At 65.6% G+C, this 12,005-nt stretch carries 9 protein-coding genes; 6 read left to right on the top strand and 3 right to left on the bottom strand.

What is annotated here, in order from left to right; all coding sequences use genetic code 11:
- Positions 1 to 40 precede the first annotated feature (40 nt).
- The 5 genes from ilvC to JC881_RS03315 all read left to right on the top strand — a co-directional run bounded on the left by ilvC (position 41) and on the right by JC881_RS03315 (position 6,948).
- Positions 41 to 1,057: a ketol-acid reductoisomerase gene (gene ilvC, locus JC881_RS03335; protein WP_093122648.1), complete on the top strand. Its 1,017-nt coding sequence runs from the start codon at positions 41 to 43 to the stop codon at positions 1,055 to 1,057.
- 184 nt (positions 1,058 to 1,241) lie between these two features.
- The gene (pssA, locus tag JC881_RS03330) at positions 1,242 to 2,066 is read left to right on the top strand and encodes a CDP-diacylglycerol--serine O-phosphatidyltransferase (protein ID WP_093432073.1); all 825 of its coding nucleotides are present in this window, start codon (positions 1,242 to 1,244) and stop codon (positions 2,064 to 2,066) included.
- A gap of 185 nt (positions 2,067 to 2,251) precedes the next feature.
- Positions 2,252 to 3,955, top strand: coding sequence for a 2-isopropylmalate synthase (leuA, locus tag JC881_RS03325; RefSeq protein WP_198784271.1), 1,704 nt, complete (start codon positions 2,252 to 2,254; stop codon positions 3,953 to 3,955).
- A gap of 122 nt (positions 3,956 to 4,077) precedes the next feature.
- A complete protein-coding gene (locus JC881_RS03320) occupies positions 4,078 to 5,616 on the top strand; it encodes a 2-isopropylmalate synthase (RefSeq protein WP_198784882.1) in 1,539 nt (512 codons plus the stop codon).
- Between the two features lie 117 nt (positions 5,617 to 5,733).
- On the top strand, positions 5,734 to 6,948 hold the full coding sequence (locus tag JC881_RS03315) for a serine hydrolase (protein ID WP_198784270.1): 1,215 nt from the start codon (positions 5,734 to 5,736) through the stop codon (positions 6,946 to 6,948).
- Positions 6,949 to 7,047: 99 nt separating this feature from the next.
- Here JC881_RS03315 and JC881_RS03310 read toward each other — a convergent pair whose 3' ends face one another.
- From JC881_RS03310 to aat, 3 genes are read right to left on the bottom strand one after another with little or no spacing between them, the layout of a single operon-like run.
- On the bottom strand, positions 7,048 to 7,878 hold the full coding sequence (locus JC881_RS03310; RefSeq protein ID WP_198784269.1) for an IclR family transcriptional regulator: 831 nt from the start codon (positions 7,876 to 7,878) through the stop codon (positions 7,048 to 7,050).
- A 30-nt stretch (positions 7,879 to 7,908) separates the two neighbouring features.
- Positions 7,909 to 8,658, bottom strand: a complete 750-nt coding sequence (locus JC881_RS03305) for an arginyltransferase (RefSeq protein WP_198784268.1) — start codon at positions 8,656 to 8,658, stop codon at positions 7,909 to 7,911.
- Positions 8,655 to 9,410: a leucyl/phenylalanyl-tRNA--protein transferase gene (gene aat, locus JC881_RS03300; RefSeq protein WP_198784267.1), complete on the bottom strand. Its 756-nt coding sequence runs from the start codon at positions 9,408 to 9,410 to the stop codon at positions 8,655 to 8,657. Before aat ends, JC881_RS03305 begins: the two co-directional genes overlap by 4 nt.
- A 221-nt stretch (positions 9,411 to 9,631) precedes the next feature.
- Between aat and JC881_RS03295 the strand changes: the two genes are divergently transcribed.
- Positions 9,632 to 11,962, top strand: a complete 2,331-nt coding sequence (locus tag JC881_RS03295; RefSeq protein WP_198784266.1) for a xanthine dehydrogenase family protein molybdopterin-binding subunit — start codon at positions 9,632 to 9,634, stop codon at positions 11,960 to 11,962.
- The last annotated feature ends 43 nt before the right edge of the window (positions 11,963 to 12,005 follow it).

Raw genomic sequence — 12,005 nt, 5'->3', positions numbered from 1 at the left:
GCTTGAGGGGGTGCTCGAGATTAAATAGGAAAGACGCATCATGAAGGTTTACTACGACAAGGACGCCGACCTCAGCCTCATCAAGGGCAAGACGGTCGCAATCATCGGTTACGGGTCGCAAGGTCATGCGCACGCGCAGAACCTGAACGACAGCGGCGTCAAGGTCGTGGTCGGCCTGCGCAAGGGCGGCGCTTCGTGGGACAAGGTCGGCAAGGCCGGCCTGCAGGTCGCCGAAGTCGCCGATGCCGTCAAATCGGCCGACGTGGTCATGATCCTGCTGCCCGACGAGCAGATCGCCAACGTCTACAAGAACGACGTGGCCCCGCACATCAAGGAAGGCGCCTCGCTCGTCTTCGCGCACGGCTTCAACGTGCACTACGGTTTCGTGCAGCCGCGCGCCGACCTGGATGTGTGGATGGTCGCCCCCAAGGCCCCGGGCCACACCGTGCGCAGCACCTACACGCAAGGCGGCGGCGTGCCCCACCTCGTGGCCGTGCACCAGGACAAGACCGGCAAGGCGCGTGACCTCGCGCTGAGCTATGCCACCGCCAACGGCGGCGGCAAGGCCGGCATCATCGAGACCAACTTCCGCGAAGAAACCGAGACCGACCTGTTCGGCGAACAAGCGGTTCTGTGCGGCGGCACGGTCGAGCTCATCAAGGCTGGTTTCGAAACGCTGGTGGAAGCCGGCTACGCGCCCGAAATGGCGTACTTCGAATGCCTGCACGAGCTCAAGCTGATCGTCGACCTGATCTATGAAGGCGGCATCGCCAACATGAACTACTCGATCTCGAACAACGCCGAGTACGGCGAGTACGTCACGGGCCCGCGCATCGTGACCGACGAGACCAAGAAGGTCATGAAGCAAGTGCTCAAGGACATCCAGACCGGCGAATACGCCAAGAGCTTCGTGCTCGAAGCCGCTGCCGGCCAGCCCGCGCTGATCAGCCGCCGTCGCCTGAATTCGGAGCATCAGATCGAAGTCGTCGGCGAAAAGCTGCGCGCGATGATGCCCTGGATCAAGAAGAACAAGCTGGTCGATCAAACTCGCAACTGATCTGCGAGCCAGAAAGGGTGCTCCGGCACTCTTTTCCCAAGGGCCACCCGTTGCGGTGGCCCTTTTGTTTGTCGGGGCGAGAAGCGCCCCTGAACTACACTGCGAACCATGCGACTCACAGATCAAAATGCTATCGAATGGATAGCTGCTCGCGCAGTGCCCATGAGGGACGGAGGCAATTTCAATGCATGACGACACGCTCCCCGACGATGTGCAGCCGCGCAAGCGTCGCAAGGGCATCTACATCCTGCCGAACCTGTTCACGCTGGCGGCGTTGTTCGGCGGCTTCTACTCGGTCGTGATGGCCATGAACGCGCGTTTCGACCTCGCGGCGCTCGGCGTGTTCGCCGCGATGATCCTCGACAGCCTGGACGGGCGCGTCGCACGCATGACCAACACGCAGAGCGCGTTCGGCGAGCAGATGGATTCGCTGTCCGACATGGTGTCGTTCGGCGCGGCGCCGGCGCTCATCGCCTACGAATGGTCCCTCAAGGGCCTCGGCCGCTGGGGCTGGATCGCGGCCTTCGTGTACTGCGCCTGCGCGGCCCTGCGGCTCGCGCGCTTCAACGTGAACACCGGCGTGGTCGACAAGCGCTGGTTCCAGGGGCTGCCGTCGCCTGCGGCGGCGGCGCTCGTGGCGGGCTTCATCTGGCTGGTGAACGAATGGGGCAAGCGCGGCGGCGAGGTGCTGTATCTCTCGTGGACGCAGATCACCTGGGTCACCTTCGCATTCACGCTCTATGCGGGTCTCTCGATGGTGACGAACGCGCCGTTCTACAGCTTCAAGGACGTGCAGATGAAAAAGAGCGTGCCCTTCGTCGTGATCGTGCTCATCGCGCTCGGCATCGCGGTCATCAACATCCATCCGCCGACCGTGCTGTTCGGTCTCTTCGTGGCCTACGGTTTGAGCGGCTACGTGGTCTACGCATGGCGCAGGGCCAAGGGCCAGCCGGTGAGCGTGATCAGCACCTCGACCGAAGAGCCGGACGAGCGGGGCTTGCATAACTGAATGTCGCTTGTGCTACATTCGCAACCCTCATGACCAAGATTTCGCTGCTGGCCCTACTAGCCCTCCCTCACGGGCGGAGACGGTAGCGCACGCGCAAATCCCTCACCACGGCCCGTTCGCACCAGCAACGGGCCGTTTGTTTTTGGGGTTGCTGGTTGATTACCAACCATCACAGAGAAATCGACATGCTCAAGCAACCTCAAGCCAAATACCGCGCATTCGCACCGATCGGCCTCAAGGACCGCACCTGGCCCGATGCCGTGCTGACCCAGGCCCCGATCTGGCTGTCGACCGATCTGCGCGATGGCAACCAGGCCCTGGTCGAGCCGATGGACATCGCCCGCAAGATGCGCATGTTCGAGACCCTCGTGGCGATCGGCTTCAAGGAAATCGAAGTCGGCTTTCCCTCCGCGTCGCAGGTCGAATTCGACTTCGTGCGCAAGCTCATAGAGGAAGACCGCATTCCCGACGACGTGACGATCCAGGTGCTGACGCAGGCGCGCGACCATCTCATCGCCCGCACCTTCGAATCGCTGCAAGGCGCCCCGCGCGCCATCGTCCATCTCTACAACGCCGTCGCCCCGGTGATGCGCCGCGTGGTGCTCGGCATGGACGAAGACCAGATCGTCGAACTCGCCAGCAGCCACGCACGCATGTTCAACGACTTCGCCGCCAAGCAGCCGGCCACGAAGTGGACCTTCCAGTACTCGCCCGAGATGTTCTCGGGCACCGACGTGGTGTTCTCCAAGCGCGTGGTCGACGCGGTCACCGAAGTCTGGGCGCCGACGCCCGCGCACAAGTGCATCGTCAACCTGCCCACGACGGTGGAGCACTCCACGCCGAACATCTTCGCGGACATGATCGAGTGGATGCACCGCAACCTCGCGCGTCGCGATGCCATCGTGCTGTGCGTGCATCCCCATAACGACCGCGGCACCGGCACCGCCGCCGGAGAGTTGGCGTTGATGGCCGGTGCCGAGCGCATCGAAGGCTGCCTCTTCGGCAACGGCGAGCGCACCGGCAATCTCGACCTCGTGAACGTCGCGCTCAACCTCTACACCCAGGGCGTTTCGCCCGAGCTGGATTTCTCGAACATCGACGAGATCCGCGCGACGGTCGAGCACTGCAACCAGATTGCCGTGCATCCGCGCCATCCCTATGTCGGCGACCTCGTCTACACCTCGTTTTCCGGCTCGCACCAGGACGCGATCAAGAAGGCCTTTGCCGCGCGCAAGGAAGGTGACATCTGGGACATGCCCTACCTCCCCATCGATCCGAAGGACGTGGGCCGCAGCTACGAAGCCGTGATCCGCGTGAACAGCCAATCGGGCAAGGGCGGCATGGCCTACCTGCTCGAGAGCGAATACGGCCTCGAAATGCCGCGCCGCCTGCAGATGGAATTCATGCAGAGCGTGCAGCGCGTGATGGACATCGCCGGCAAGGAACTCACCGCGGCCGACCTCTGGCAGATCTTCGTGACCGAGTACGGCATCGAGACCGCGCAGTCGCTGCAGCACCGCGTGATCGAGGAAGAAGGCGAGGGCGCCAGCGCCTCTGTCGTGCTGCGCGGCGACCTGCCGTGGGACGGTGAAACCCGCGCCATCGAAGGCCGTGGCAACGGCCCGATCGACGCCTTCACGCAAGCACTGAGCAAGGCCACTGGCCACACCGTCCGCGTGATGGACTACCACCAGCACGCGATCGGCGCCGGCGCCGATGCGAAGTCGGTGGCCTATCTCGAACTGCGCGTGGACGAGAGCCAGACGCTGTTCGGCGTGGGCATCGACGCGAACGTGATCACGGCGTCGCTCAAGGCCATCGTCTCGGGCGTGCAGCGGGCGCGAAGCCGGGGCGCGCACAGCGCACAATCGGCGGTTGAAGTCGCCTGAAGGCATGACCCCCACGCTCCCGCACTGCGTGTCGTCGCTGCCCCCCGAGGGGGCCGCTGGCCGCCTTGGGAGCGGCCCGGCGTCGGCCTGATCGATGGCTGAATAAAACAAGGAGATTCACGATGGCTGACCAACTCATTATTTTCGACACCACCTTGCGCGACGGCGAGCAATCGCCCGGCGCCTCCATGACGCGCGACGAGAAAATGCGCATCGCCAAGCAGCTCGAGCGGCTGAAGGTCGATGTCATCGAGGCGGGTTTCCCGGCCAGTTCGAACGGCGACTTCGAGGCGGTCAAGGCGATCGCCAATGCGATCAAGGATTCGACGGTGTGCGGCCTCTCGCGCGCCAACGACCGCGACATCTCGCGTGCCGCGGAAGCCCTCAAGGGCGCCGCGCGCGGCCGCATCCACACCTTCATCGCGACGTCGCCGCTGCACATGGAAAAGAAGCTGCGCATGTCGCCCGACGATGTGTACGAGCAGGCGAAGCTCTCCGTGCGTTTTGCGCGCAACCTCGTGAGCGACGTGGAGTTCAGCCCCGAGGACGGCTACCGCAGCGACCCGGACTTCCTGTGCCGCGTGCTCGAAACCGTGATCGCCGAAGGCGCCACCACCATCAATGTGCCCGACACCGTCGGCTACGCCATCCCAGAGCTCTACGGCAACTTCATCAAGATGCTGCGCGAGCGCGTTCCCAACAGCGACAAAGCGATCTGGTCGGTGCACTGCCACAACGACCTGGGCATGGCCGTGGCCAATTCGCTGGCCGGCGTGAAGATCGGCGGCGCACGCCAGGTCGAATGCACGATCAACGGTCTGGGCGAACGCGCGGGCAATTGCTCGCTCGAGGAAGTGGTGATGGCCGTGAAGACCCGCCGCGACTACTTCGGGCTCGACCTGAACATCGATACCCAGCACATCGTGGCCGCGAGCCGCATGGTGAGCCAGACCACCGGTTTCGTGGTGCAGCCCAACAAGGCCGTGGTGGGCGCCAACGCCTTCGCGCACGCCTCGGGCATCCACCAGGACGGCGTGCTCAAGGCGCGCGACACCTACGAGATCATGCGGGCCGAGGACGTGGGCTGGGCCGCCAACAAGATCGTGCTGGGCAAGCTCAGCGGCCGCAACGCGTTCAAGCAGCGGCTCCTGGAACTGGGCGTGACGATGGGCAGCGAGGCCGACATCAACGCCGCCTTCCTGCGCTTCAAGGAGCTGGCCGACCGCAAGTCCGAAATTTTCGACGAGGACATCCTCGCGCTCGTCAGCGCGGAGGAGCTCTCGAACGTTGACGAACAGTTTGCATTTGTCTCTCTCTCCCAGCACAGCGAAACCGGCGAGCGCCCCCAGGCGAAAGTCGTCTTCACCGTCCAGGGTAAGGAAGTGACCGGAGAATCCGACGGCAATGGCCCGGTTGATGCTTCGCTGAAAGCCATCGAGTCGCACGTCAAGAGCGGCGCCGAGATGGTTCTTTACTCGGTGAATGCGATCAGCGGCTCGACAGAGAGCCAAGGTGAAGTTACAGTTCGGTTACAAAACGCAGGGCGGGTGGTCAACGGTGTGGGTGCAGACCCGGACATCGTGGTCGCTTCGGCAAAAGCTTATTTGAGTGCTCTCAATAAGTTACAGAGCCAAGCTGAGAGAGTTGCAGCGCAAGGTTAGGTTTTCAGGCGTTCCTTGGTATTCGAATGAAGAAGAGGATGCAAGTAACTGATATTGCGTGTCTTTTTTGAATTCGATACACTGCGGTCCTCGTTTGTCGCCGCTGGAGATTTATTAATGCCCGAAGCCCGTCTCCGCCGAGTTTCCAGCCAGCGGTTCCTACCCGCATTCAAATTCATCGCCGTCGCGCTCTGCGCCACGGCGTTTTTGCTGCCTGGCGCCCAGGCTGCGAAGAAAGAAAAGCCCGCCGCCGCCAAGACCTCTGTCGCCAAGAAGGCGAAGGGCCCTGTGCCGGTCGAAGTCAAGCGCAGCGCCTCCGCCAAGGGGCCGCGCGTCGCCACCGTCGTCCAGCGCGGCGGCCGTGCCGAGCGAGGCGAAAAAGCCGAAAAGATCGTTCGCGGCGGCCGCAACGTGGTGGCCACCATCCGCAAGAAGAACGGCAAGACCGTGGTGGCCGTCCAGCGCCGCTCGGTGGTGCGCGTCGAGGCGCCTCCGCGCCAGTCCTTCGGCCAGATGGCCGGCCTGCACGGCACCGACGACGCGCTCGACCTGAAGTCCAGCGTCGCCCTCGTGATCGACCAGGACACGCACGAAGTGCTGTTCAGCAAGAACGACCATGCCGTGCTGCCGATCGCCTCGCTCACCAAGCTGATGACCGGCTTGCTCATCAGCGAAGCCCATCTGCCGAACGACGAGCTGATCACCATCACCCAGGACGACGTCGACACCGAAAAGGGCAGCCGCTCGCGCCTGACCATCGGCACGACGCTCTCGCGCGGCGAACTGCTGCACCTGGCGCTGATGTCGAGCGAAAACCGCGCGGCGCACGCGCTGGGCCGCACCTACCCGGGCGGCCTCACGACCTTCGTGAGCATCATGAATGCCAAGGCCAAGATGCTCGGCATGAAGGACACGCGCTACGTGGAGCCCACGGGCCTGTCGAGCCGCAACCAGTCGAGTGCGCAAGACCTCGCGCTGCTGGTCAACGCCGCCTATTCCGATGCCACCGTGCGCTCGCTGTCCACCTCGCCTGAATACCAGGTCGAAGTCGGCAACCGCGTGCTGCAGTTCAACACCACCAACCGCCTCGTGAAGAGTCCTGACTGGGAAATCGGTGTGCAGAAGACGGGCTTCATCAACGAAGCCGGCCAGTGCCTCGTGATGCAGGCCAAGGTCGCCGGCCGCAAGCTGATCATGGTGTTCCTGGATTCGGCCGGCAAGTTCAGCCGCATCGCCGATGCCGAGCGCGTTCGCCGCTGGGTCGAAGCGACCCATGCCATGCCGGGCTCGCCAGCCGCTTCGCGCAACGTGAGCTACCAGGTCGCGGGCTGAGCAACAGCAGCGCCGCAGTAGCGGCCGACAACCGACAACCGACAAAAGAAAGCGGGCCTCATGGGCCCGCTTTGTCGTTCAGAGCCCTCGCAAAGAGGCTCAGGCGCCTGCTGAGGGCGCGTTGCCTGCCGGGGAGGGTGTCGTCACGGCCACGCCGTCCTTGAAGCCCAGCGCGCCCGAGATTTCATTGGCCGTCGCCTGCAGCTTGGGCAGCCAGCCTTCGTCCAGCCGATCGGCCGGTGCCGAGATCGACAACCCGGCCACCAGCTTGCCCTGGTCGTCGTAGATGCCGGCGGCCATGCAGCGCACGCCCAGTTCGAGTTCTTCGTTGTCGCGCGCGATACCGTACTGGCGCGCCTTCGACAGCTCGCGCTCCAGCGCAGGCAGCTGCGTGATGCTGTTGCGGGTGTGGCCTGCCAGGCCGGTGCGGGTGGCGTAGCTGCGCACCCGCGCCGGGTCATCGGCCGCGAGGAAAAGCTTGCCGGTGGACGTGAGGTGCAGCGCTGCGCGTCCGCCGATGGCGCGCACCACCTGCATGCCCGAGCGTTCGCTGTACGAGCGCTCGATGTAGACGATCTCGTCGCCCTGCCGCATGCTGAGGTTCACCGGCTGCTGCGTGAGCTTGTGCAGCTCGCGCATCGGGCCCAGCGCGGCGTCGCGCACGTTGAGCCGGCCCTTCACCAGGTTGCCCAGTTCCAGGAGGCGCATGCCCAGCCGGTAGCTGCCGGCCTCGGGCCGGTCGACGAACCGGCCGACGGCCAGGTCGTTCAGGATGCGGTGCGTGGTCGAAGGGTGGAGCCCGGTCTTCTCGCTGATTTCCTTCAGCGAGATGGCCTCCTCTCGGGACGCCAGGACATCGATGAGCGAAAACATGCGCTCGATCACCTGGATCACGGGAACGGCAGGAACGTCGGATTGGTTTTTTCTCATGGCGCTGTGCGGTGATGACCGGGCGCCATTTTACCTTGTGAAATCGCCCGATGGCTGCCAATGTCCATCGACCAGCACTTCGTGCGGCGAAAAGCGCGCCTTGTAGTGCATCTTGGGACTGCGCTCGATCCAGTAGCCGAGGTAGACGTGCGGCAGGCCGAGCTTGCGCGCCTGCTCGATCTGCCAGAGCACGCTGTAGGTGCCATAGCCGGCGCTCGTGTCGGGCTCGTAGAACGTGTAGACGGCCGAGATGCCGTCGTTCAGCACGTCCAGGATCGACACCATCTTGAGCGCGCCCGCGCTGCCGTCGGCCAGCGTCTCGCGGAATTCGACCAGCCGCGAATTGACCCGGCTCTGCAGCAGGAACTGGGTGTACTGGTCGATGCTGTCGTGGTCCATGCCGCCGCCCGCGTGGCGGCCGTTCTGGTAGCGCAGGTAGAGCTGGTAGTGCTCGGGCACGAAGCACAGCTTGAGCACGCGCGCCTGCAGGTCGGCATGCTGTTTGGCGGCGCGGCGCTGGCTGCGCGTGGGCTGGAAGCTGTTGGCCAGCACGCGCAGCGGAATGCAGGCGCGGCAGCCGTCGCAGTAGGGCCGGTAGGTGAACATGCCGCTGCGCCGGAAGCCGCTGAGCACGAGGTCGGAGTAGGCATCGTTGTGGATCAGGTGGCTGGGCGTGGCCACCTGCGACCGGGCCTGGCGATCCGGCAGATAGCTGCAGGGATAGGGCGCCGTCGCATAGAACTGCAGCGTGTGAAGCGGGAGATCCTTGAGGTGCGTCACGTCGGTGAAAGAGGTCGCGCGGAAAGGAGTTCAGCCCAGTATACGGGCTCGAATTGCCACCGTGGCCCCTCCTGTTCCCGGACCTTGGCCACGTGGGCGACGAAGCGCTTGCGCGGCATCTCGTGGGCGCCCAGGCTGGCGAGGTGGGCGGTGTTCTGCTGGCAGTCGATCATCTGCACGCCGGCGCGCCGGCACAGGCTCACCAGCGCGGCCAGCGCGATCTTCGAGGCGTCCGGGCGGCGGGTGAACATCGACTCGCCGAACACCGCGCGGCCCAGCGCCACGCAGTAGAGGCCGCCCGCGAGCTGGCCGTCGATCCAGGTTTCCACGCTGTGCGCATGGCCCGCAGCGTGCAATTGCGTGTAGGCCTCCACCATGTCCGGCACGATCCATGTGCCCGACTGGCCCACGCGCGGCGAAAGCGAGCAGGCCTTGATGACCGCCGCGAAATCATGGTCGATGCGCACTTCGCAGCCGGGCGTTTCCGCAAATCGCACCAGCGTCTTGCGAAGCGACCGGTGCAGCCTGAAATCGGCCACCTGCAGCACCATGCGCGGATCGGGGCTCCACCACAGGATCGGCTGGTCGTCGCTGAACCACGGGAAGACGCAGTGGCTGTAGGCCTGCACCAGCGTATCGACATCCAGTGCGCCCCCCGCCGCCAGAAGGCCGGGAACGGGGTCGGCCACGCCCCATGCCGATGACGGGTCGGGCAGGGTATCTCCGGGTTCGAGCCAGGGCAGTTGTCGCATGGGCGTAGGTATACACGGCTTCGCCGGCACCCCTTGCGGGTTGGGGGAAAATGCGCCGCCGCCCGCAAGTCTCGCAAACGATTGCGGCCCAAGCGCCACAAGCCTTTCGCCGAAGCGGACAAGAACCCCCGAAGCCCATATAGTGCTGCTTCCATTTGCCCCCCATAAGCGGATCCAGCAGGCCAGCGTTGCCCGCCGGGGATCAGCACAAGAGGACCACGTTGACCACTGAACCCAACCCCACCCGCTTTGGCAGCGGCCAGGCGGTGCGCCGCCTCGAGGACGAAAGCCTGCTGGCAGGCGCAGGCCGCTACACGGACGACGTGACGCTCCCCGAGCAGGCGCATCTCGTTTTCCTTCGCTCTCCCTACCCGCACGCACGCATCGTTTCCATCGACACCAGCACCGCCGCCGCCATGCCGGGCGTGCTGCGCGTCGTCACCGGCGCCGAAATGGCGGCCGCGGGGGTCAAGCCGATGCCGGGCGCCGCCGGGTTCAAGCGTGCCGACGGCGGCGACAGCGCCAGCCCGCCGCGCTACGCCATGGCGAGCGAACGCACGCGCTTCGTGGGCGAGGCGGTGGCCGCCGTGATCGCCGAGACGGTCCAGCAGGCGCGCGACGCCGCCGAGGCCGTGATGGTCGACTACGAAGACCTGCCCATGGTGGTCGACCTCGCCGGCGCCACCGCCGAAGGCGCGCCGCAGGTGTGCGAGGAAGCCTCCGGCAACATCGCCGCCGAAATGCGCCACGGCAGCAGCGAGGCCGCGACCGCCGCCTTCGCCAAGGCCGCCCATGTGGTGGCCCTCGACGTCATCAACCAGCGCGTGGTCGCGCTCACCATCGAGCCGCGCTCGGTGCTCGCCGCGCACGACGCCAAGACCGATCGCCTCACGATCCGCATGAGCACGCAGATGCCCTCGGGCGTGCGCGATTCCGTGTGCGCCGCCATCGGCCTTGCGAAAGAAAAGGTGCGCGTGGTGGTGGGCGACGTGGGCGGCGGCTTCGGCATGAAGACTGGCGCCTATCCCGAGGACATCGCGGTCGCCTTCGCCGCGCTGCAGGTCCAGCGCCCCGTGAAGTGGGTGGCCGACCGCAGCGAGGAATTCCTCTCCAGCGCGCACGGCCGCGACATCGAGGCGCGGGCCGAACTTGCGCTCGATGCCGAAGGCAAGATCCTCGCGCTGCGCATCAAGACGCTCGCCAACGTGGGCGCCTATGCCACCGGCACGGGCGTCGCGATCCAGCTGCTCATCGGCCCCTGGGTGCAGACCAGCGTCTACGACATCCAGACCATCGACTTCCATTTCAAGGCGGTGCTCACCAACACCGCACCGACCGGCGCCTACCGCGGCGCGGGCCGGCCCGAGGCCATCTTCACCATCGAACGCCTGATGGACGAGGCCGCGCGCCAGACCGGCATCGACCGCATCATCCTGCGCCGGATGAACTTCATCCAGCCCGACCAGATGCCCTACAAGAACCCGATGGCACAGGTCTACGACACCGGCAATTTCGAGTCGGTGATGGACCAGGCGCTCACGCTGGCCGACTGGCAGGGCTTCGAGGCCCGCGCCGCCGAGTCCGCGAAGAACGGCAAGCACCGGGGCCTCGGAATCGCCACCTTCCTCGAATGGACCGGCGGCAACGTGTTCGAAGAACGCGTCACGGTGTCCGTGCAGGCCGATGGCGTGATCGAGGTGTTTTCCGCCGTCAACGCCATGGGGCAGGGCATCGCCACCTCGCTTGCGCAACTGGCGGTCGATGCCTTCGGCGTGCCCATCGAGAAGGTGCGCGTCGTGCTGGGCGACACCGACCGCGGCGACGGCTTCGGCAGCGCCGGTTCCCGCTCGCTCTTCACCGGCGGCTCGGCCGTGCGCATCGGCGCGGAGCGCACCATCGACAAGGCGCGCGAGCTCGCGGCGCAGGAGTTCGAGGCGGCCATCGACGACATCATCTACAGCCGCGGCAGCTTCTCGGTGGCCGGCACCGACCTCGAACTCGACCTCTTCACGCTCGCAGGCAAGCAGCCCGATCGCGAAATCTTCGTGGACTCCACCAGCACCGTGGCCGGCCCGACCTGGCCCAACGGCTGCCACATCTGCGAGATCGAGCTCGATCCGCCCACGGGCGAAATCAGCGTGGTGGCCTACAGCTCGGTCAACGACGTGGGTCGCGTGATCAACCCGATGATCGTGCGCGGCCAGCTCGAAGGCGGCGCCGTGCAGGGCATCGGCCAGGCGTTGTACGAGCAGGTGGTGTACGACCACGAAACCGGCCAGCCCGTGACCGGCAGCCTCATGGACTACGCCGCCCCGCGCGCCGACATCGTGGACACCATGTTCCACATGGAGATGGACGAATCCACGCCCTGCACCAACAACCCGCTGGGCGTGAAGGGCGTGGGCGAGCTGGGCACCATCGGCGCCACGCCGGCCATCGTGAACGCGGTGGCCGATGCCTTCGCGCGCAACGGGCTCGCGGCGACCGCGCCGCGCCTGCACATGCCGCTGAGCCCGTCGCGGGTATGGGCGGCCATGCACACTGTGGACTGAGCGCCTTCCACGACAACGACAGGGTGTTCGAAGGGCACAGCAC

The sequence above is a fragment of the Variovorax sp. IB41 genome (assembly GCF_016405905.1).
In the GTDB taxonomy this organism is placed as follows: domain Bacteria; phylum Pseudomonadota; class Gammaproteobacteria; order Burkholderiales; family Burkholderiaceae_C; genus Variovorax.
The sequence above is the reverse complement of the archived record's forward strand: the minus strand, read 5'-3'. Positions and strand labels throughout refer to the sequence as shown.

Excerpts from the sequence above, each read along its gene's own strand:
- ilvC (WP_093122648.1), top strand. The coding sequence starts at position 41 with ATGAAGGTTTACTACGACAAGGACGCCGACCTCAGCCTCATCAAGGGC.
- pssA (WP_093432073.1), top strand. The coding sequence starts at position 1,242 with ATGCATGACGACACGCTCCCCGACGATGTGCAGCCGCGCAAGCGTCGC.
- leuA (WP_198784271.1), top strand. The coding sequence starts at position 2,252 with ATGCTCAAGCAACCTCAAGCCAAATACCGCGCATTCGCACCGATCGGC.
- JC881_RS03320 (WP_198784882.1), top strand. The coding sequence starts at position 4,078 with ATGGCTGACCAACTCATTATTTTCGACACCACCTTGCGCGACGGCGAG.
- JC881_RS03315 (WP_198784270.1), top strand. The coding sequence starts at position 5,734 with ATGCCCGAAGCCCGTCTCCGCCGAGTTTCCAGCCAGCGGTTCCTACCC.
- JC881_RS03310 (WP_198784269.1), bottom strand. The coding sequence starts at position 7,878 with ATGAGAAAAAACCAATCCGACGTTCCTGCCGTTCCCGTGATCCAGGTG.
- aat (WP_198784267.1), bottom strand. The coding sequence starts at position 9,410 with ATGCGACAACTGCCCTGGCTCGAACCCGGAGATACCCTGCCCGACCCG.